Genomic DNA, 19,411 nt, shown 5'->3' on the forward strand with positions numbered 1-19,411 from the left:
GCGGTGAACACCCCCCTGGTCGCCGTGGCGCACGGCAGCCGCGACCCCCGCTCCGCCGCCGCGGTGGCCGAGCTGGTGGCGGTCGTGCGCGCGCGACGGCCCGGGCTGGACGTGCGGACCGCGTTCCTGGACCTGTCCGCCCCGCTGCTCTCCGACGTCCTGGCGACGCTGCACGGGCCCGTCGTGGTGGCCCCCCTGCTGCTGGGGCGGGCGTTCCACGCGCGGGTCGACCTGCCGGGCCTGGTCGCCGAGGCCGAGCGCGACCGGCCGCGGCTGTCGGTGACCGTGACCGACGTGCTGGGCCCGGACGACCGGCTGGAGGCGGCGGTGCTGCGCAGGCTCGCCGAGGCCGGGGTGCGGCCGGGGGACCCGTCGCTGGGGGTGGTGCTGGCGGCCACCGGGTCCTCGCACGCGCCCGCGAACGCGCGGGTGCACGAGATCGCCCGCCGCTGGTCGGCGCGGCTCGGGTGGGCGGGGGTGCGGGTGGCGTTCGCCACGGCCGAACCGGGGGTCGCCGCGGCCGCGGCGGCGCTGCGGGCCCGCGGCGCGCGGCGGATCGCGGTGGCGTCGTACTTCCTGGCGCCCGGCCTGCTGCCGGACCGGGTGGCGGCCCGGGCGGCGGAGGTCGAGGGGGTCGTGGCGGTGGCCGAACCGCTCGGCGCGGCCGTCGAGGTGGCCGACCTGGTGCTGGCCCGCTACGACGAGAGCCTGCTCGTCCGCGTCCGCTCGGCCTGACCGGGCAACACCCGGCTGTTGTGCTCCCGGTGCCCGGCGTCGGAACACGCGACCCCTCTGGTCGGCGAATGCCCGCCGAACCGATCCCCCGGACGGAATAGATACCCCCAGGGGGTAGTTGAGCGGGGAATGGAGCATTCCACCTCGACTTGGCGCACCGCTGTCTCGGCCACGCTGCACTGCCTCACCGGCTGCGCCGTCGGCGAGGTCCTCGGCATGGTGCTGGGCACCGCCCTGGGCTGGTCGACGGCCACCACGGTCGCCGTGTCGGTCGCGCTGGCGTTCCTGTTCGGCTACGCGCTGACCGCCCGCTCGGTCCTGGCGGCCGGGGTGGCCCTGAGCACGGCGTTCGGCGTGGCCCTGGCCGCCGACACGGTGTCCATCGCCACCATGGAGGTCGTCGACAACCTGGTCATGGTCGCCGTCCCCGGCGCGATGACCGCGGGCCTGGCCGACTGGCTGTTCTGGGCGTCGCTGGCGGGCTCCCTGGCCGTTGCGTTCGCCGTCGCGGTCCCGGTCAACCGGTGGCTGATCAGCCGCGGCAGGGGTCACGCGGTCGTGCACCGGTACCACCACTGATCCCCGGCTAGGGTGACCCCATGGTCGAAGAGCTGGTGCACTACGACGTGTCCGCGGGCATCGCCCGGATCACCCTGGACTCCCCGCACAACCGCAACGCGCTCTCCGCGCGCCTGCGGGCGGACCTGCGGACCCACCTGAGCACGGCGATCGCCGACGACGCGGTCCGGGTCATCGTCCTGGACCACACCGGCCCCGTCTTCTGCTCCGGCATGGACCTCAAGGAAGCGGGCGGCGCCTCGTCGTCGGCGCAGGGCGTGCAGGAGTTCCCGGCCATCCTCGAGCAGATCTGGACCAGCCCCAAGCCGGTCGTGGCCCGCCTGGCGGGCCCGGCCCGCGCGGGCGGCGTCGGCATCGTGGCCGCCGCCGACATCGCCATCGCCTCCGACTCGGCGACGTTCGCCTTCACCGAGGTCCGCATCGGCGTCGTCCCCGCGGTCATCTCGGTCACGGTCCTCCCCCGCCTCCTGCCCCGCGCGGCCCACGAACTCTTCCTCACCGGCGAAACCTTCGACGCCCCCCGAGCGGTCCGCATCGGCCTCCTCAACTCCGCGGTCCCCCTCACCACCCTGGACGACGAGGTCGACCGCTACACCACCATGCTCAGCCTCGGCGGCCCGAAGGCCCTGGCCGCCACCAAGGACCTCCTCCGCCGCACCCCCGCCGACACGATGTCGGCGGACTTCGCCGAGATGCTGTCGCTGTCGGCGGGCTTCTTCGCGGGCGAGGAAGGCCAAGAGGGCATCACCGCCTTCACCCAGAAGCGCAAGGCCAACTGGGTCCCCTGACCTGTGGACAACCCCACGCGCACACCACTTCCCGTCACCCCCACCGGTAAAGTTGACACCGGGGGCCCCGGGTCGCTTCTGCGTCCCCTGTGGACAACCACCTGCGGCACACCTTTTCTGTCGGTCCCCCCGAATAGAATGGAAATCGGGGGGACCCCGCGTCGCCTGTGGGCGAAGTCGCGATCTCGTGGACGGAGTCGCGATCCTGTGGACGTCGCGATGTTGTGGACAGAGGCGCGCTGACGAACCGGGCGAACCGGCACTCCGAGCAGAACAGGGAGTCAGGCCGGGAAGCGGGCGGTGAGGGCGGCGACGGCTTCCCGCGCCTGGGCCATGAGGGTCGCCAGGATCTCGGCGGTGGGTGCTTCCCTGGCCAGGGGGTAGGACTGGCCCGCCCACAGCGACATCGACTCCGGGTCGTCGGCGGCGGTGGAGGCGGCGCGGAGGGGCTTGGTGAGGTTGTTGACGTTGGGGTAGGCGGCGGGGGCCGCTGCGCCGTGGTCGGTGATGAACTGGTTGACCAGGCCCCGGGCGGGGCGACCGGAGAAGGCCCTGGTGACCGTCGTCTCGCGGTCGGCGGCGGCGAGGGCGGTGCGGTGTGCCCGGGAGGTTCCCGCCTCGGGGCTGCGGAGGAAAGCCGTGCCCAGTTGGGCGGCGACGGCCCCGGCGGCGAGGACGGCGGCGATGTCGGCGCCGTGGACGAGGCCGCCCGCGGCGATCAGGGGCAGGTCGGTCTCGGCGGCGACCAGGCGGAGCAGGGGCAGCAGGTCGTAGGCGGGGGCGCCGCTGGGGTGGGCCGGGTCGTCGGTGAAGACGCTGCGGTGGCCGCCCGCGGCCGGGCCCTGCACGCAGAGGACGTCGGCGCCCGCTGCCGCCGCAGCCCGGGCTTCCGCAGGTGTCGTCACGGTGATGACGACCTGGGTGCCCGCCGCCCTGAGGCGTTCCACGTCGGTCGGGCGGGGGAGGCCGAAGGTGAACGACACCACCGGCACCCGCTCCTCGACGACCACGTCGACCTTGGCGGCGTAGTGGTCGTCGTCCCAGTCCGGGTCGCCGAGGAGGACCCCGTAGCGCTCGGCGTCGGCGAGGACGCGGTCGCGGTAGGAGTCGACGTCGGCGGCGGACTCGCGGCTGGGGGTGAAGATATTGACCCCGAAGGGGCCGGTGGTGCCCCGGCGGGTCTCGGCGATCAGCGCGCGGAGCCGGTCCGGGGTGACCAGGGCCGCGGCGAGGAAGCCGAACGCCCCCGCCTCCGCCGCCGCCACCACCAGTTCCGGGGTGGTGGGCCCACCCGCCATCGGAGCCACCACGACCGGGATGCGCGTCTCGGCGATCATGCCTCCGACGCTAGTGCACCCGGGCGCCGGGCGCGGGTCAGCGGGTGAAGACGATCTTCCCCGCGGTCTCGCCCGCCAGCATGTCCTCGATGCCCGCCTTGGCCTGCTCCATCGGCAGCTCGGCGCCGATGGTCGGCCTGATGCCCGCGATGTCGCAGAACCGGATCAGGTCGCCCAGTTCCTCGCGGGTGCCCATGGTGGAACCGATGACACGCAGTTGCAGGAAGAACAGCCGCTGCAGGTCGGCGCTGGGGTCCGGGCCGCTGGTGGAGCCGGAGACGACGATGACGCCGCCGGGCTTGAGGGCGCGCATCGAGTGCGACCAGGTGGCCTTGCCGACGGTCTCGAACACGCCGTCGACCTTCTCCGGCAGCCGGGCGCCGGACTCGAAGACCTGATGGGCGCCGAGTGAGGTGGCCAGCGCGCGCTTGTCCTCGGTGCGGCCGGTGACCCACACCCGCAGGCCCGCCGCCCTGCCGAGCACGATCAGCGCGGTGGACACCCCGCCGGAGGCGCCCTGCACCAGCATGGTCTGGCCGGGCAGCAGCCCCGACTTCACGAAGATCATCCGGTAGGCGGTGAGCCAGGCGGTGCCCAGGCAGGCGGCCTCGGCGAAGCTCAGGCCCGGGGGCTTGGGCAGTGCGTTGCGGGCGGGCACGACCACGGTGTCGGCGAAGGTGCCCTGGTGCTTCTCGGTGAGCAGGGTCCTGGTCGGGTCGAGGGTCTCGTCGCCGCTCCAGGCCGGGTCGCCGATGACCGAGTGCAGCACGACCTCGGTGCCGTCGGGCAGCACACCGGCGCCGTCGCAGCCCAGGATCATCGGGAAGCGCTCGGGCTTGATGCCGACGCCGCGCAGCGTCCACAGGTCGTGCATGTTGAGGCTCGCGGCCTTGACCGTGACCCGCACCCACCCGTCGGGCGCCTCCGGCTCGGGCCGCTCACCGATGGTGAGCGAGGCCAGCGGGTCGTCCGGGTTGGGCTCGGCGGCGTAGACAGCGAACATGCCTGAAACATAGCGACGCGCGGCGCCCGCCGCCCCACGGAAGTGGCCCAGGTCTAGTCTCGGTGGTGTGCAGGGGCTCTCCGACTGGTGGGACGACGTCGAGCTGTGGCTCAGCAGCGCGCCGTTCCTGGTCCAGTTCGCCCTGGTCATGGCCGTGCTGCTGCCGCTGTGCGTGGTCGTGGCGTGGCTCATCGACCGGGTGGTGGACTACGCGTCGGCCCGGTTCGGGCACGCCCCGGAGGAGACACCGCTGGGGTCGCGGTCGAGCACCGACGCCGATTCGTAGGCTGGCCGAGTGGGTTCCCGCAAACGCATCACCGGCGCACTCGTCGGCCTGGTCCTGATCGTCCTGCTGGGCTGGTTGACCCAGGTGGCGGACGACTCCGGCAGCACGTCCGCCCCACCGACCGGCTCGACGACGACCGGGGTGCACAACGGGTCAGGCAGCGGGTCGGACAGTGGGTCGGGCAGTGGGTCGGGCTCGGCGGGGGTGCCGAGCAGGGGCCGCGCGGTCGAGGGCATGGTCGTGCGGGCGCTGTCGGAGCTGCCACCGCAGGCGGGGCAGACCTGGGCGCTGATCGAGAAGGGCGGCCCGTTCCCGTACCCGCGCAACGACGGCGTCACCTTCCAGAACCGGGAGGGCAGGCTGCCCAAGCAGGCCTCCGGCTACTACAAGGAGTACACCGTGCCCACTCCGGGCAGCCCAGACCGCGGTGCGCGGCGCCTGATCACCGGCTCCGGCAGCGAGGTCTTCTACACCGAGGACCACTACGACTCGTTCGTCTCCGTGGACACCGGCCGATGACCACCACCGAGCACCGCCTCGACGGTGCCGCGGTGCGCAGCAAGCGCGGCATGATGACCGCGCTGGCCCGGCTGCTGCGCTTCCCCGACTGGTTCGGCCACAACCTGGACGCGCTCTACGATTGCCTCACCGACCTGTCGTGGCTGCCCGCGGGCGAGCACGTGCTGGTGTGGACGCACCCGGAGGTGCTGGCCACCGCCGACCCGGCGGGCTACCGCGGCATCCGCGAGGTCCTGGCCGACGCCGTCGAGGGCGCCGCCGACAGCGACCGGCCGCTCAAGGTCGTCCTCGTCGCACCGGAGAACTGACCCTCCCACCCGGAAGGGTCAACCAGCCAGGCTCCAACCAGGCAGGTCCCGCCAAGCTGGCCCCGCTCGGCGGGTCCGGCCAGGCAGGTCCCACCGGGCATGATCAGCGCACATCCAGCCGGGCACAGCCAGCCAGGCACAGCCCGCCGAGCGGGGTCAGCCCCCGCACCCGCCACCACCACCGCAGCTACTGCCGCCCCCGCACGAGCTGCTGCTGGAGCTGCAACTGCTGCTCGAACTCGAGCAGCCGTACGAGCTGCCACCGCCGTCGCCGCCGCCTGCCCCGGTGGGCCGGGCGTTCATCGCGAACACCTGGCTCAGTTCCTCGTCCGGGTACGCGGTGAGCCCGTAGAGCGCGACCGGGGCCAGCACCGCCGCACCGACCAGGGCACCCGCGCCCAGCGGCGAGGGCTCCGGGATCGAACCCCGGCGGGTGGTGGTGTGCCCCCGGGCCTGGTTGAGCGCGGCGCGGCCCTTGGCGGCGGGGCGCTGGCGGATGTTGAGCAGGGCGAAGCGGACGAGCAGCCAGAGGGCGACCGTGCCGACCAGCGAGAACACCAGGTTGCCGACCGGGCGGTCCAGGCTGATCCCGTTGACCAGTCGCACCACCCCGACAGCCATGATCAACACGAACAGCCAGTGCACCCGCTTGGCCGCCCGCGCCCGCCCGACGGAGGTCAGGTAGCCGCGCGCGACCAGGTCGCGGGCCATGTCCTGCCCGATCCGGGTCTGCGCCAGCCCCAGGGGCTTGGCCTTGGACAGCCGGTGGGAGCTGCCGAGGAGCCGCCGCACCTGGGCCTGCACCGGGTCGTCGGCCCGCGTCGCGCCGCGGCTGGGGGTGAGCACGCCGGAGCGGCTGACCCGCACGACGTCCCTGGCGACCAGGCCCGCGATCGCGGTCTGCTCGACCCGCACCGGCCCACCCGCCAGCCAGGCGAGCTGGTACTCGTCCAGCCGCCCGGTGTCGGGCCTGCCTCCCCCTGAGCCGGACCGGCCGACGACCGCGGCCACCACCGAGATCACGAAGGCGGCCAGCACCGCCACCCAGTACGCGGAGAGGAACTCCGGTCCGGTCATGCCCCACGGTTCCATCGGACCTCCTGCCGGTTCGCGCGACCGCCGTCCCCTCCGGGGCCGACCGGCGGCGCTTTCCACATCAGACGATCCGCATCACCTCCCGGTTGCGTTCAGCGGCCAAGTCAGGGGTCCCGGTCGGGTGTGCGCGGCGACCAGCTCCGCGACCGCCGGGTCCGGGTGGGCCGCGATGCCCTCGACCGCCACCGCGGCGGGCAGCCAGTCGGGCTGGGCCCGCAGGTCCTCGACCTGGGCCACCCGCACCGACACCGCGGCGAGCGCGGCCCGACCCCGGTCCGACGGCCGGTCCTCCCCCGCCCGCAGGGCGAACGCGACCGCGAGCCAGACGGCCCCGCTGAGCACCAGGCTGATCGACAGCACGCCGACCTGCCACTCCCAGTCCAGTTCGGCGAACAGCCGCGCCACCCCGACACCCAGGACCACGCCGAGCAGCCAGTGCCCCTGGTGGCCGGGGGACTCGGCGCCACCGCGGCGCAGGTGGCCGCGCCGGGTGAGGTCGCCGACCAGCTCCCGGCCCACCTGGCTGTCCCCGAACCGCAGCGAGCCCGCGCCGCGCAGCGTCCGACCCGTGCCGATCGACCGGAACAGCCAGCGCTCCACCGGGTCGGACGGCTCGGCGCCCGGTAGGGGCGCCAGCACGCCGCGGTCATCGATGCGGGCCCGGCCCGACGCCAGCAGCACCGCGATCACGACCTCCTCGACCCGCGGCGCGCCACCGGCGAGCCAGGCGAGGTGGTAGTGGCCCAACGGCCGGGTGTCGGCGTCGCCCACCGCCGCCTCCCGCCGGAGGTAGGCCGCGACGGCCAGGACCACGACCAGTGCCAGCGCGAACGCGATCCAGTACAGCCAGAGGAACTGCCCGGCGCCGATCCCCCAGGGTGCTCCGTCCTCCACACGTCCCCCAATCCCAGGGCGGAGACCGTACCGATCTCCACCTGTCGGTTCTAGAGTCCTCACCATGTTCACCGTGGACGACGCGATCCGGATCGCCAGGGACGCCCACGCCGGTCAGGTCGACAAGTCCGGCCTGCCCTATATCGCTCACCCGCTGCGCGTGCTGGCCGCGGTCGAGGGCGAGCACGAGAAGATGACCGCCGCGCTGCACGACGTCGTCGAGGACACCCCGGTCACCCCGGACGACCTGCTGGCCGCGGGCTGCCCGCCGGAGGTGGTCGCCGCCGTCGAGGCCGTCAGCAAGCGGCCGGGCGAGTCCCAGCCCGACTACCTCGACCGGGTCGCCGCCGACCCGCTCGCCCTCGCCGTGAAGCGCGCCGACATCGCCGACAACTCCTCCCCGGCGCGGTTGGCCCGATTGGACGAACCGACCCGCGAACGCCTGCGCGCCAAGTACTCCGCCGCCCTCGCCCACCTCGACGGCCGCGCGGACTAGGGCCGGGCCGCCAGTTCGGCGATGAGCTTCTTCGGCGCCACCACCCGGTACGCCTCTTCCAGGACCTCCGATAACTCGTCCCAGTCCACCGGGCCGTCGAGGTACACCCCGAGCCAGCCGCGGTGGCCGACGTACGGCGGGCGGTAGAAGCGGTCCGGCTCCTGGCCGATCATCTCCTCCTGCGCCCCCGGCGGGGCCGCGCACCACAGCGACTCCCGCCCGTCACCGTGGTGCCGGTCGTCGGTGAAGGTGTGCGAGGCGAACATCTTCTTCACGAACCACGACGGGGAGCCGTGGCTCAGCTTCTCGGTGGCGCCGGGCAGTGCCAGGCAGACGGCGCGGAGGCGGTCGAGCGTTGCGGACATCGGATTCCCCTTTCCGCGACCAAGAATCCCGGGCCGGGGCGGTGCTGTCCAACGGTTGTCCACAGGCCGCGCGGAATGCGCAATAGTGGCTTCCCCGGCCCGCCCCGGCGGTCCAGAATCCGCACCAGCAGCCGCGGAGAGGACCCCACATGAGCGAGCAGGCGACCGGAACCTTCGACATCGACGAGTGGCGCCCGGAGGAGAGCGACGAGCAGCACGGCACGGTCATCGGCCGCAACACCGCCCGCAAGAGCTACACCGGCGACCTGACCGGCACCAGCGTCGTCACCATGTTCACCGTGCAGACCCCGGTCGCGGGCTCGCAGTCCTACGTCGCCGTGGAGCGGATCACCGGCACCCTGCACGGGCGGACCGGCACGTTCGTGCTCCAGCACAGCGCCACGGCGAGCCCGGAGCGCCAGGCCATAGACATCACCGTGGTGGCCGACTCGGCGACCGGTGAGCTGGCGGGCCTGACCGGCGAGATGGTGATCACCATGGTGGGCGACACCCACCACTTCACCATCGACTACAAGTTCGACTGAGCCGGGTGGGGAGGCCCGCGACCGGGCCTCCCCGCGGGCTCACTTCTTGCCCTTGCCGGTGGGCTCGTCGGTGGACAGCGCGGCGACGAACGCCTCCTGGGGGACCTCGACGCGGCCGACCATCTTCATCCGCTTCTTGCCCTCCTTCTGCTTCTCCAGCAGCTTGCGCTTGCGGCTGATGTCACCGCCGTAGCACTTGGCGAGCACGTCCTTGCGGATGGCGCGGATGGTCTCGCGGGCGATCACCCTGGCGCCGATCGCGGCCTGGATCGGCACCTCGAACTGCTGGCGCGGGATCAGCTCGCGCAGCTTGGTGGTCATCCGGGTGCCGTAGCCGTAGGCGGAGTCGCGGTGCACGATCGCGCTGAACGCGTCCACCGCCTCGCCCTGCAGCAGGATGTCGACCTTGACCAGCTCGGAGGCCTGCTCGCCGGACTCCTCGTAGTCCAGCGAGGCGTAGCCGCGGGTGCGCGACTTGAGCGAGTCGAAGAAGTCGAAGATGATCTCGCCGAGCGGGATGGTGTAGCGCAGCTCGACGCGGTCCTCGGACAGGTAGTCCATGCCGCCGAGCTGGCCGCGCTTGCCCTGGCACAGCTCCATGATCGTGCCGACGAAGTCGCTCGGGGCGATGACCGTGCACTTGGCGACCGGCTCGAAGACCTCGCCGATCTTGCCGACCGGCCAGTCCGACGGGTTGGTGACGACCAACTCCTTGCCGTCGTCGAGCACCACCCGGTACACCACGTTGGGCGCGGTGGAGATCAGGTCGAGGCCGAACTCGCGCTCCAGCCGGTCGCGGGTGATCTCCAGGTGCAGCAGGCCGAGGAAGCCGCAGCGGAAGCCGAAGCCCAGCGCCGCGGAGGTCTCCGGCTCGTAGGTGAGCGCGGCGTCGTTGAGCTGGAGCTTGTCGAGCGCCTCGCGCAGGTCCGGGTAGTCCGAGCCGTCCACCGGGTAGAGCCCGGAGTAGACCATCGGCTGCGGTTCGCGGTAGCCGGCGAGGGCATCGGTGGCGCCCTTGCGCTCGGAGGTCACCGTGTCGCCGACCCGGGACTGGCGGACGTCCTTCACCCCGGTGATCAGGTACCCCACCTCGCCGACGCCGAGGCCGCTGCTGGCCTTGGGCTCCGGGGAGATGATGCCCACCTCCAGCAGCTCGTGCGTGGCGTTGGTGGACATCATCCGAATCCGCTCGCGCGGGGTGATCCTGCCGTCGACCACGCGGATGTAGGTGACCACGCCGCGGTAGGTGTCGTAGACCGAGTCGAAGATCATCGCCCGGGCGGGGGCGTCGGCGTCGCCGACCGGGGCGGGCACCTGCTCGACCACCTTGTCGAGCAGCTCGGAGACCCCCACGCCGGTCTTGGCCGACACGCGCAGCACGTCGTCGGGCTCGCAGCCGATGATGTGCGCGATCTCGGCGGCGTACTTGTCCGGGTCGGCCGCGGGCAGGTCGATCTTGTTGAGCACCGGGATGATGGTCAGGTCGCGGTCGAGGGCCATGTACAGGTTGGCCAGCGTCTGCGCCTCGATCCCCTGCGCGGCGTCGACCAGCAGGATCGCACCCTCGCAGGCGTCCAGCGCCCGGGACACCTCGTAGGTGAAGTCGACGTGCCCGGGGGTGTCGATCATGTGCAGGACGTGCTCGTCGCCGTCGACCACCCAGGGCAGGCGGACGTTCTGCGCCTTGATGGTGATGCCGCGCTCGCGCTCGATGTCCATCCGGTCGAGGTACTGCGCGCGCATGGCCCGCGCCTCGACGACACCGGTGATCTGCAGCATCCGGTCGGCCAGGGTCGACTTGCCGTGGTCGATGTGGGCGATGATGCAGAAGTTCCGGATGCGCTCCGGCGCGGTGAAGGTCGTGTCAGCGAACGTAGCCACTCAAGGTCCTCGCATGGTCTCCGGGTACACCCCATCGTCCCATGCCGGGCGGTGGGGCTCTCACGCCAGCCGGGTCACCTCCACCGAGACCTCGATCGCCGCCGCCGGACCGCCGCTGTAGGTGCCCTTCACCGGGGACACGTCGGCGTAGTCGCGGCCGGTGGCGACCCAGATGTGGCGGGGGCTGATCTCGATGTCGTTGGTGGGGTCGAACCCCCACCATCCCCCGGTCCAGGCCTCCACCCAGGCGTGCGACTCCCCCACGACCGTCTCCCCCACCACGCCGTCGGGCTTGGTGTGCAGGTAGCCGGAGACGTACCGCGACGGGATGCCCACCGCGCGCAGCATGGCCAGGGTGAGGTGCGCGTAGTCCTGGCAGACGCCCTCGCGGGCCTCCCAGGCGTCGACGGCGGAGCTGTGCACCCCGGTGGTGCCGCGCTTGTAGGTGAGCCGGTCGTACACCAGTTCGGCGATGGCCAGCACGGTCTCGTGCGGCTTGCGGCCCTTGCGCAGCTCGCGGGCCAACTGGCCCAGCTCCTTGTGCCTGGGCACGTACCGGGTCCACTCCAGGTACTCGCCGTAGCGGTCGACCAGCCGGTCCGCGCGCAGGTCGGCCCAGGTGGCGCCGTCGAGCGGCAGCACCGTCTCGCCGGTCTCCACCACCGAGGACGCGACGATCTTGAGTTCGGTGTGCGGGGCGTGCAGGTCGAAGGCGGTGACCTCGGTGCCCCAGTAGTCGGTGTAGCGGAACGACCGGGTGGGCGGGGTGGTCTCGATCCGGGTCACCACCAGGTTCTGCCACCGGTCGCTGCGCGGGGTGAGCCGGGCCTCGTTGAACGACTGCACCACCGGGGCCTGGTAGCGGTAGCCGGTGGTGTGCACCACCCGCAACCGCCAGGTCCCGGTGCCGTTGGACCCCGTCGTGCCCGTCGTCGACGGGGTCGTGCTCGCCGCGGTCACAGGCTCACCTCCGCGTTCGTCCAGGCCACCCACGGTACGGAGTGGAAGTACTGCTGCGACACGGCCTCGCCGACCTCGCGGACGGTCTCCTGGAGCTGGGCCAGCCGGTCGGTCAGGTTCTCCAGCAGCTCGTCCGGGCGCAGGAACTCCAGGTCGCTGCGCGCCTTGCCGAGCAGCCGGATGGCTTCGGCCTTGGAACCGACCCGGTTGGTGGGGCGGTTGTCGAGGTGCTCCAGGCAGCGCTCGGCCTGGCTCAGCGCGTGGAACACCGAGCGCGGGAACAGCCGGTCGAGCAGCAGGAACTGCACCACCCGGCGGGCGTCGAGGGCACCGCGGTAGGTGCGCAGGTAGGTGTCGTGGGCGCCCGCCGAGCGCAGCACGGTGACCCACCCCGGGGACGACGGCTTGTCGCCCACCCGCGACATCAGCAGCCGGACGATCATGTCCACGCGTTCCACCGAACGGCCCAGGACGAGGAACCGCCAGCCGTCGTCGCGCGACATCGTGGAGTCGGCCAGCCCGGCGAACATCGCCGCCCGCTCCTCGACGAAGGCGAAGAACGAGTGCGGGCCGGTGCGCCGGGACGCCCTCTGCCGCTCGGGCAGGGCGTTCCACATCGCGTTGATGCACTCCCACAGCTCCGTGGAGACCACCTCGCGGGCGACGCGGGTGTTCTCCCTGGCGCTGGAGACCGAGGACACGATCGACCCGGCGTGCTCCCGGGAGAACGCGACCAGGTCGGTCAGCGAGCGCATCTCCAGCTCGGTGCCCTCCGGCGGGGTCATGCCCAGCACGGCCAGCAGCTGGCGGCTGGTGGCGTCGGCGTCGACGGTCGCGTCCTCCAGCAGGTGGTGGACGGACACGTCGAGGATGCGGGCGGTGTCGTCGGCGCGCTCGACGTACCTGCCGATCCAGTAGAGCGACTCAGCGTTGCGTGCGAGCATCCCTGCCTCCTCGCCGTGGCGTGCGCGGTCCGCACCTGTCTAGCCGCTGGTCGTGACGACCACGTTAAGCGATCACTGCTGCTGTTGCTGCGCGGAGGTCAGCTCCGGGCCCTGCTCCGGGGCGAACTCGTCGAGCGCGGCGGCCCCGACGAGCCCCTGACCGCTGAGTTCGGCGTCCGCGGTGGACGAACGGGCGGCCAGCACCCAGGTGTCCTTGGAACCGCCGCCCTGCGAGGAGTTCACGACCAGCGAACCCTCCGGCAGGGCCACCCTGGTCAGGCCGCCGGGGAGCACGAAGACGGACTTGCCGTCGTTGACCGCGAACGGGCGCAGGTCCACGTGGCGCGGCTTGAGCCGCTGACCGACCTTCGTGGGCACGGTCGACAACTGCACCACGGGTTGGGCGATCCACCCGCGCGGGTGCGCCCGGATCTTCTTGCGCAGCGCGTTCAACTCCTTGGGGTCGGAGTCGGGCCCGAAGACGATGCCGTAGCCACCGGAACCCTCCACCGGCTTGACCACCAACTGGTCGATGCGGTCGAGCACCTGCTCCTGCTCCTGCGGCAGCCAGCAGCGGAACGTGTCCACATTGGGCAGCAGCGGGGACTCGCCCAGGTAGTACTCGAGGATCTCGGGCAGGTAGGTGTAGACCAGCTTGTCGTCGCCCACCCCGTTGCCCACGGCGTTGGCGATGACGACGTTGCCCGCGCGGGCGGCGTTGAGGATGCCCGCCACGCCCAGCACCGAGTCCGGCCGGAACTGCACCGGGTCCAGGTAGTCGTCGTCGATGCGCCGGTAGATGACGTCGACCTGCCGCTCGCCCTCGGTGGTGCGCAGGTAGATGACGTTGTCGCGGCAGAACAGGTCGCGCCCCTCCACCAGCTCGACCCCCATCTGCCTGGCCAGCAGGGAGTGCTCGAAGTAGGCGGAGTTGTGCACCCCCGGGGTCAGCACGACGACGTTCGGGTCCGCCACGTTCGCCGCCGCCGCCGCGCGCAGCGACCGCAGCAGGTGCACGGCGTAGTCGCCCACCGCGCGCACCCGGTGCTTGGCGAACAGGTCGGGGAACACCCGGGCCATGGTGCGCCGGTTCTCCATCACGTAGGACACGCCGGAGGGGTTGCGCAGGTTGTCCTCCAGGACGCGGAACGTGCCCTCCTCGTCGCGGACCACGTCGATGCCGGACACGTGGATGCGCACGCCGTTGGGCGGCAGCACCCCGGCGGCGGAGCGGTGGAAGTGGTCGCAGGAGGTGATCAGCCTGCGCGGGAGCACACCGTCGCGGACGATCTGCTGGTCGCCGTAGATGTCGGCGAGGAACATCTCCAGCGCCCTGACCCGCTGCACGATGCCCTTCTCCAGCCGCGCCCACTCCTGCGCGGTGATGACCCTGGGCACCAGGTCGAGCGGGAACGGCCGCTCCTGCCCGGACAGCGAGAACGTGATGCCCTGGTCGACCAGCGCCCGGTCGAGGGCCTCGGAGCGGGCGGTCAGGTCACCGGGCTGGGAGGCGGCCAATTGCTCGTGCAACCGCCGGTAGGCCTGGCGCACGGCGGCGTCGTCCTGGGCGAACATCTCGTCGTAGGCCCCGGCGTGCGGGCGCCGCGGGTCGAGGTAGCCCTCGAACAACCCGCCGAGGTCGGGCCCGGTGTCCCGGGCCCCGCGCTTGGGCCGGGCTGCTGTCGCTGAACGCTCCATCCTGGCATCTTCACCCAACCGGAGGTCGTTGCGCACTACCCGCTCAACACATCAGGGGCTCCACCGCGTGTGAGGTGCACTGGAGACGGGGGACGCGCCGTGACGATCGAGGAGTTCGTGGACAGCCGGGGGCGGGCGCTGCTGCGCTTCGCCACCGCGCTCACCTGCGATCCGCACCTCGCGGAGGACATCGTGCAAGAGGTTCTGCTGCGCGCACAACGCCGCTGGTCGCGCATCGTGTCGGTGGGTTCGCCGGACGGGTACCTGCGCAAGATGGTGGTCAACGAGTACCTGAGCCTGCGCAGGCGGAAGTCGTTCGGCGACCTCCCGGCGGGCCCGGAGGTGCTGGCGGGGCTCTCCCCCGCTGTGGAGGACCCGGACTACGGCGAACGCGAAGAGATGCTGAGCCGGATCAGGGCGCTGCCGCCGAAGCAGCGGGCGGTTCTGGCCCTGAGGTACTACAGCGGGCTCACCGACGCGGAGATCGCCGAGGTCCTGGGGTCCCGCCCCGGGACCGTCCGCAGCCACGCGTCCCGGGCGCTGGCGGCGCTGCGCGTGGACGAGTTCGCCTGGACACCGGGAGGTGCGCGATGACAGACCTGATCAGGGCCGTGTTCGAGGAGCAGGCCGACCGCGCGCCGGACGTGGCGGGCCTGCGGGCGGCGCTCGCCCCCGGGCGGCGGACCCCGCGGCGGTGGGCGGTCCCGGCGGTGGCGGCGGCCGTGGTGGCCGTCGTGCTGGGCTTTGCCGTGTGGACCCGGCCGGAGGCGGTGCCACCTGCCGGGTACGCCCCACCGGACGCACCCGACCTGACGGTGGCCATGGAGTACCGACCGACCGACCTGCCCCACGGGTTCACCGAGCGGCACCGGCTGATCGAGCTCGCCGACGGGCACTGGTCGCGCACCTGGCTGAACGGCACGGGGCGGATCACACTGGGTGGCCGGACAGTCGAGCCGTCCGCGACCGCCCCCACCGATCCTGCGACCGCGCCGGTGGAAGACCCGCAGGGCAGCCCCTGGATAACCTGGCGACCCAGGCCCGACCTCGAGTTGGGGGTCAGGGTCACTGACGTGCCGGACGCGCTCCTGGTGGCCAGGGCCGCCGCGGTGTCGGTGGTGGCTGCCCCGGGGACCGGGCTGACGGTCCCGGCCCAGTTCGGGTGGCTTCCGGACAACCTCATGCGCGGCACGGTGCAGGCGGGCCCCGGCCCGCTGGGGAGCGGGCAAGGCCCGTTCAGCGGCGAGACGGTCTACGTCACCTCGACCAGCGTGGGCACCCAGGACCCCGGTGACCACCCGATCACCGCCGAGATCACCCGGCTCTCCCCCACCCTGCACGGCGAGCGGACGGAGGTCACTGTGCGCGGCCTGCCCGGCGTGCTCACCCCCGGGGTTCCCCAGGGTGCTCGAACCCTGACCGCGCGGCTCGCCGACGGCCGGTGGTTGCGGATCAGGGGCGGCACGGCGGACACCGACCTGATCCGGATCGCCGACGGGATGCGGATCGGACCGGACCGGCCGTGGGACTGGTTCGGGCGCTAGCGGGTGTCGAGGCGCATGGGGTGGTCGGCGGGGACCTCCACCAGGTGGATGCGGGTGCCGTCGGGGTCGGAGGTCCAAGCCTCGCGCAGGCCCCACGGTTCGAGCCGGGGCTCGCGGTCGACCGGGGCGCCGCGGCCGCGCAGCTCCTCGACGGTCGCGGCGAGGTCGCGCACCTGCAACCACAGGGCGACCCCGGCCGACCCGCCCGGCCCCTCCCCGGACACCTCCAGGAAGCCGCCGCCCAGGAAGAACACCGTGCCGCCGGGGAACTCGCGGAAGGTGGCGAGGCCGAGGACGTCGCGGTAGAAGGCCAGGGACCGCTCGCGGTCGGCGGGACGGATGAGGACTCGACTGCTGAGAAACTCCACGCTGACCGTCTTACCGGTCCGCGCGGCCATCCGCGACTAAGGTCACCCTCCGTGACTTCCACTGATGACCCCCGCCCCGCCCGCGGCGCGGTGTGGCAGGCGCCCGCGCACGACCGCCCCGAGTCGTTCGCCTACTCCCCCGACGCCGACGGCAACGCCGATCCCGGGGAGATCGTCTGGGCGTGGGTGCCCTACGAGGACGACCCCGAGCGCGGCAAGGACCGCCCGCTGCTGGTGATCGGCCGGGGTGGCGGCACCCTGCGCGCGCTGATGCTCTCCAGCAAGGCCCCGCACGACAACGAGCGCGACGACTGGCTGGAGCTGGGCAGCGGCCGCTGGGACCGCGACGGCAGGGTGTCCTACGTGCGCTTGGACCGCCTCTTCGAACTGGGCGAGGGTGACATCCGCCGCGAGGGCGCCGTCCTGGAGGAAGACCGCTTCGACCTGGTGGCCGCCACGCTGCGCGCCCGCTGCGGCTGGTGAGCTGACGCGGGCGCCGCAGTTCGATCGGCACCCAGCGCCGCCGCCGAACCGACCCCCTGGCCGTCCACTTCGCACCGGACGGCCAGGGGTCGCCTGTTTCCCGGCAGTGCCCGCAGCCGGGTTCGGCACCCACTGGACGCCCCTCCTGGCACCCGCGCCGAAAAAGTGATATCACTTTGCTAGGAAAAAGCCTCAGTCGAGGGGGAGTCATGAGCGTGGACATCGATCGACCGGCACTGCCCGCCCCGCACGTGCGGGAGCGGGTCGCGTTCGGCGTCGCCGGGCTGCCGTTGCTGGCGGTGGCGGTCGTCGGCGGCCTGGCGGGGGTGGCACTGGTCGTCGTCGGCGTGATCGGCCTGGCGGAACTGGTCGGCCTGGGGCGTGGTTCGGCGATCGCCTCCCTCGCCGTCGGCGTGCTGGCCGTGGTCGGCGCGGGCCTGGTCGGCGGCGGGCTGACGATGGTCGCGCCCGGGGAGGCGCGCGTCCTGCAGTTCCTGGGCCGCTACACCGGGACCGTGCGGCTCGACGGGCTGCGGTGGGTGAACCCGTTCACCACCCGGCAGAAGGTCTCCACCCGCATCCGCAACCACGAGACGGCCGTCATGAAGGTCAACGACGCCGACGGCAACCCGATCGAGATCGCCGCGGTGGTCGTCTGGCAGGTGCAGGACACCGCGCGGGCGGTGTTCGAAGTGGACGACTTCCTCGCCTTCGTCATCACCCAGACCGAGACCGCCGTGCGGCACATCGCCACCACCTACCCGTACGACTCCCACGAGAACGGCCTGTCGCTGCGCGAGAACGCCGACGAGATCACCCAGCGGCTCTGCGCGGAGATCGCCGCCAGGGTGGAGGCGGCCGGGGTCGGGGTCATCGAGTCCCGGATCACCCACCTCGCCTACGCCGCCGAGATCGCCGGGGCGATGCTGCGCCGCCAGCAGGCGGGCGCGGTGGTCGCCGCGCGGCAGCGGATCGTCGAGGGCGCGGTGGGCATGGTGGAATCCGCTCTCGACCGGCTCGCGGCCCGCGAGGTGGTGGACCTGGACGAGGAGCGCAAGGCGGCGATGGTGAGCAACCTGCTGGTGGTGCTGTGCAGCGATCGGGAGGCCAGCCCCGTGGTGAACGCCGGGTCCCTCTACCACTGACGCGCCGTGGCCGAACGCAAGAAGGTCCTCCTCCGCCTCGACCCCGCCGTCCACGACGCGGTGGCCCGCTGGGCGGGCGACGAGCTGCGCAGCACCAACGCGCAGATCGAGTTCCTGCTGCGCCGGGCCCTGGCCGAGGCGGGCAGGCTCCCCGGCGGCGCGGGCGGCCCACCCCGGCGCGGGCGACCGCCGAAGCAGCCCCCGGCGGAGCCGCCGCCGGACAGCCCGTGACCGGCTGTTACCCTTCTCGTTCGACGCGCCCGTGCGGCACTCCGCCCAGGAGGAGACCCGCTCAGCGGGGCCACCGTTCCACAGCACGGCGCGCCACCCGGACACGACACTGAGGAGAGCCGCCATGGCCAACATCAAGTCCCAGATGAAGCGCATCAAGACCAACGAGAAGGCCCGGCTGCGCAACAAGTCCGTCAAGTCCTCGGTGAAGACCGCGATCCGCAAGTTCCGCGAGGCCGCCGACGCCGGGGACGCCGCCAAGGCGCAGGAGCTGCTCAAGTCCGCCAGCCGCGCGCTGGACAAGGCCGCGGGCAAGGGCGTCATCCACGCCAACCAGGCCGCGAACAAGAAGTCGGCCATGGCGCAGCGCGCCAACAAGATCGGCTGACCGAAGCCCGTTCCGCGGCGGCGCCGTCCACCCCCGGGTGGGCGGCGCCGCTGTCGTTCTTGCACACTCGGGCGCATGGACCCCAAGCCGCCGTCCGCCGCCCGCACGTCGCTGTCGCACATCATGACCGCGGTCGACACCAACCTGCTGGGCACGGTGCACGGCGGCGTGGTCATGAAGCTGGTCGACGACGCGGCGGGCGCGGTCGCGCAGCGGCACTCCGGCGGCCCGGCGGTCACCGCGGCCATGGACGGCATGACCTTCCTGCACCCGGTCCGGGTGGGCGACCTGGTCCACGCGCACGCCCAGGTGAACTGGGCGGGCCGCTCCTCCATGGAGGTCGGCGTCCGGGTCGTCGCCGAACCCTGGGACCGCGCCGGGGTCGCCCCCACCCGGGTCGCCACGGCCTACCTGGTCTTCGTCGCCGTGGACGCCCACGGCAACCCCCGCGAGGTCCCGCCCCTGCTCCCGGAGACCCCGGAGGACGAACGCCGCCTCCGCGAAGCCGAGATCCGCCGCCGCCACCGCCTCACCCGCCGCGACGAAATCCTCGCCAGCCGCGACCCGAAGCCCTGACCCACCAACGGTAGTCGCTTCCCGGACTCTCCGCCCCCGTCCATCCACAGCCCAGGGGGACCCCCGAATTTCACGTTACCGAAGGGGTCCGACAGTTTTCGGAGGGTGACGGAGGTTGTCCACAGTCCCGGCGCGGCGGTGACCACCCGCACGGCAGGACCGGGGAGCTGGCCCCGAACAGGGCAAGTGCGCCACCTGCTGCCGCACCGGGTGGCCTGCGGTCCGCGCGGACTCGGGCGAGTG

At 72.6% G+C, this 19,411-nt stretch carries 25 protein-coding genes; 15 read left to right on the forward strand and 10 right to left on the reverse strand.

Features of this window, described 5'->3' with window-relative positions; all coding sequences use genetic code 11:
- Positions 1-3: 3 nt before the first annotated feature.
- The 3 genes from DFQ13_RS25155 (at position 4) to DFQ13_RS25165 (ending at position 2,102) form a co-directional block, all read left to right on the forward strand.
- The gene (locus DFQ13_RS25155; protein ID WP_035285996.1) at positions 4-735 is read left to right on the forward strand and encodes a sirohydrochlorin chelatase; all 732 of its coding nucleotides are present in this window, start codon (positions 4-6) and stop codon (positions 733-735) included.
- 129 nt (positions 736-864) lie between these two features.
- On the forward strand, positions 865-1,314 hold the full coding sequence (locus DFQ13_RS25160; protein ID WP_110081595.1) for a DUF4396 domain-containing protein: 450 nt from the start codon (positions 865-867) through the stop codon (positions 1,312-1,314).
- Positions 1,315-1,334: 20 nt separating this feature from the next.
- Positions 1,335-2,102, forward strand: coding sequence for an enoyl-CoA hydratase-related protein (locus DFQ13_RS25165; RefSeq protein WP_110081596.1), 768 nt, complete (start codon positions 1,335-1,337; stop codon positions 2,100-2,102).
- Positions 2,103-2,383: 281 nt separating this feature from the next.
- Here the strand turns inward: DFQ13_RS25165 and DFQ13_RS25170 are convergent, their stop codons facing one another.
- Complete coding sequence (locus DFQ13_RS25170; RefSeq protein ID WP_110081597.1) at positions 2,384-3,439, reverse strand: nitronate monooxygenase; 1,056 nt, start codon at positions 3,437-3,439, stop codon at positions 2,384-2,386.
- A 37-nt stretch (positions 3,440-3,476) separates the two neighbouring features.
- Positions 3,477-4,442, reverse strand: coding sequence for a zinc-binding dehydrogenase (locus tag DFQ13_RS25175; protein ID WP_035286004.1), 966 nt, complete (start codon positions 4,440-4,442; stop codon positions 3,477-3,479).
- Positions 4,443-4,509: 67 nt separating this feature from the next.
- Here DFQ13_RS25175 and DFQ13_RS25180 point away from each other — a divergent pair, with 67 nt between their 5' ends.
- From DFQ13_RS25180 to DFQ13_RS25190, 3 genes are read left to right on the forward strand one after another with little or no spacing between them, the layout of a single operon-like run.
- Positions 4,510-4,728 carry a hypothetical protein gene (locus DFQ13_RS25180; RefSeq protein WP_035286006.1) on the forward strand — a complete coding sequence of 73 codons (219 nt, stop codon included), beginning with the start codon at positions 4,510-4,512 and terminating at the stop codon, positions 4,726-4,728.
- Positions 4,729-4,737: 9 nt separating this feature from the next.
- On the forward strand, positions 4,738-5,247 hold the full coding sequence (locus DFQ13_RS25185) for a ribonuclease domain-containing protein (RefSeq protein ID WP_110081598.1): 510 nt from the start codon (positions 4,738-4,740) through the stop codon (positions 5,245-5,247).
- A complete protein-coding gene (locus DFQ13_RS25190; RefSeq protein WP_035286010.1) occupies positions 5,244-5,555 on the forward strand; it encodes a barstar family protein in 312 nt (103 codons plus the stop codon). The genes DFQ13_RS25185 and DFQ13_RS25190 overlap by 4 nt, the downstream gene beginning before the upstream one ends.
- Before the next feature lie 156 nt (positions 5,556-5,711).
- On the opposite strand, the gene DFQ13_RS25195 is transcribed toward DFQ13_RS25190, so the two are convergent.
- On the reverse strand, positions 5,712-6,647 hold the full coding sequence (locus DFQ13_RS25195; RefSeq protein ID WP_110081599.1) for a TIGR04222 domain-containing membrane protein: 936 nt from the start codon (positions 6,645-6,647) through the stop codon (positions 5,712-5,714).
- A gap of 78 nt (positions 6,648-6,725) precedes the next feature.
- Positions 6,726-7,544 carry a TIGR04222 domain-containing membrane protein gene (locus tag DFQ13_RS25200; RefSeq protein ID WP_181400145.1) on the reverse strand — a complete coding sequence of 273 codons (819 nt, stop codon included), beginning with the start codon at positions 7,542-7,544 and terminating at the stop codon, positions 6,726-6,728.
- A 64-nt stretch (positions 7,545-7,608) separates the two neighbouring features.
- On the opposite strand from DFQ13_RS25200, the gene DFQ13_RS25205 reads away from it, so the two are divergent.
- The gene (locus DFQ13_RS25205) at positions 7,609-8,040 is read left to right on the forward strand and encodes an HD domain-containing protein (RefSeq protein ID WP_110081601.1); all 432 of its coding nucleotides are present in this window, start codon (positions 7,609-7,611) and stop codon (positions 8,038-8,040) included.
- Here DFQ13_RS25205 and DFQ13_RS25210 read toward each other — a convergent pair.
- Positions 8,037-8,405 carry an MmcQ/YjbR family DNA-binding protein gene (locus DFQ13_RS25210; protein WP_110081602.1) on the reverse strand — a complete coding sequence of 123 codons (369 nt, stop codon included), beginning with the start codon at positions 8,403-8,405 and terminating at the stop codon, positions 8,037-8,039. The two genes, DFQ13_RS25205 and DFQ13_RS25210, sit on opposite strands and share 4 nt — an antisense overlap.
- Positions 8,406-8,554: 149 nt before the next feature.
- On the opposite strand from DFQ13_RS25210, the gene DFQ13_RS25215 reads away from it, so the two are divergent.
- The gene (locus DFQ13_RS25215; protein WP_110081603.1) at positions 8,555-8,950 is read left to right on the forward strand and encodes a DUF3224 domain-containing protein; all 396 of its coding nucleotides are present in this window, start codon (positions 8,555-8,557) and stop codon (positions 8,948-8,950) included.
- A gap of 39 nt (positions 8,951-8,989) precedes the next feature.
- Here DFQ13_RS25215 and lepA read toward each other — a convergent pair whose 3' ends face one another.
- The 4 genes from lepA to DFQ13_RS25235 all read right to left on the reverse strand — a co-directional run bounded on the left by lepA (position 8,990) and on the right by DFQ13_RS25235 (position 14,433).
- A complete protein-coding gene (gene lepA, locus DFQ13_RS25220) occupies positions 8,990-10,831 on the reverse strand; it encodes a translation elongation factor 4 (protein WP_035286021.1) in 1,842 nt (613 codons plus the stop codon).
- A 60-nt stretch (positions 10,832-10,891) separates the two neighbouring features.
- On the reverse strand, positions 10,892-11,791 hold the full coding sequence (locus DFQ13_RS25225; RefSeq protein ID WP_181400146.1) for a transglutaminase family protein: 900 nt from the start codon (positions 11,789-11,791) through the stop codon (positions 10,892-10,894).
- Entirely contained in the window at positions 11,788-12,735 is a 948-nt protein-coding gene (locus DFQ13_RS25230) for an alpha-E domain-containing protein (RefSeq protein WP_035286023.1), read from the reverse strand. The genes DFQ13_RS25225 and DFQ13_RS25230 overlap by 4 nt, the downstream gene beginning before the upstream one ends.
- A 72-nt stretch (positions 12,736-12,807) precedes the next feature.
- Positions 12,808-14,433 carry a circularly permuted type 2 ATP-grasp protein gene (locus DFQ13_RS25235; RefSeq protein WP_110081604.1) on the reverse strand — a complete coding sequence of 542 codons (1,626 nt, stop codon included), beginning with the start codon at positions 14,431-14,433 and terminating at the stop codon, positions 12,808-12,810.
- Between the two features lie 99 nt (positions 14,434-14,532).
- Here DFQ13_RS25235 and DFQ13_RS25240 point away from each other — a divergent pair, with 99 nt between their 5' ends.
- Together DFQ13_RS25240 and DFQ13_RS25245 are read left to right on the forward strand one after the other, a co-directional pair.
- Positions 14,533-15,027 (forward strand): SigE family RNA polymerase sigma factor, encoded by a 495-nt coding sequence (locus DFQ13_RS25240; protein WP_110081605.1) that lies wholly within the window; start codon positions 14,533-14,535, stop codon positions 15,025-15,027.
- Positions 15,024-15,977 (forward strand): hypothetical protein, encoded by a 954-nt coding sequence (locus DFQ13_RS25245; protein ID WP_110081606.1) that lies wholly within the window; start codon positions 15,024-15,026, stop codon positions 15,975-15,977. The genes DFQ13_RS25240 and DFQ13_RS25245 overlap by 4 nt, the downstream gene beginning before the upstream one ends.
- Here the strand turns inward: DFQ13_RS25245 and DFQ13_RS25250 are convergent.
- Positions 15,974-16,345: a VOC family protein gene (locus DFQ13_RS25250; RefSeq protein WP_035286064.1), complete on the reverse strand. Its 372-nt coding sequence runs from the start codon at positions 16,343-16,345 to the stop codon at positions 15,974-15,976. The genes DFQ13_RS25245 and DFQ13_RS25250 overlap by 4 nt on opposite strands.
- A gap of 51 nt (positions 16,346-16,396) precedes the next feature.
- Here DFQ13_RS25250 and DFQ13_RS25255 point away from each other — a divergent pair, with 51 nt between their 5' ends.
- From DFQ13_RS25255 to DFQ13_RS25275, 5 genes are all read left to right on the forward strand, one after another.
- On the forward strand, positions 16,397-16,828 hold the full coding sequence (locus DFQ13_RS25255) for a type II toxin-antitoxin system PemK/MazF family toxin (RefSeq protein ID WP_035286029.1): 432 nt from the start codon (positions 16,397-16,399) through the stop codon (positions 16,826-16,828).
- Positions 16,829-17,037: 209 nt separating this feature from the next.
- A complete protein-coding gene (locus DFQ13_RS25260; protein ID WP_035286031.1) occupies positions 17,038-17,973 on the forward strand; it encodes an SPFH domain-containing protein in 936 nt (311 codons plus the stop codon).
- A gap of 6 nt (positions 17,974-17,979) precedes the next feature.
- Complete coding sequence (locus DFQ13_RS25265; RefSeq protein WP_035286033.1) at positions 17,980-18,204, forward strand: hypothetical protein; 225 nt, start codon at positions 17,980-17,982, stop codon at positions 18,202-18,204.
- 124 nt (positions 18,205-18,328) lie between these two features.
- Positions 18,329-18,592: a 30S ribosomal protein S20 gene (gene rpsT, locus DFQ13_RS25270; RefSeq protein WP_035286034.1), complete on the forward strand. Its 264-nt coding sequence runs from the start codon at positions 18,329-18,331 to the stop codon at positions 18,590-18,592.
- A 75-nt stretch (positions 18,593-18,667) separates the two neighbouring features.
- Positions 18,668-19,168 carry an acyl-CoA thioesterase gene (locus DFQ13_RS25275; protein WP_110081607.1) on the forward strand — a complete coding sequence of 167 codons (501 nt, stop codon included), beginning with the start codon at positions 18,668-18,670 and terminating at the stop codon, positions 19,166-19,168.
- The last annotated feature ends 243 nt before the right edge of the window (positions 19,169-19,411 follow it).

This window comes from Actinokineospora spheciospongiae, assembly GCF_003182415.1.
In the GTDB taxonomy this organism is placed as follows: domain Bacteria; phylum Actinomycetota; class Actinomycetes; order Mycobacteriales; family Pseudonocardiaceae; genus Actinokineospora; species Actinokineospora spheciospongiae.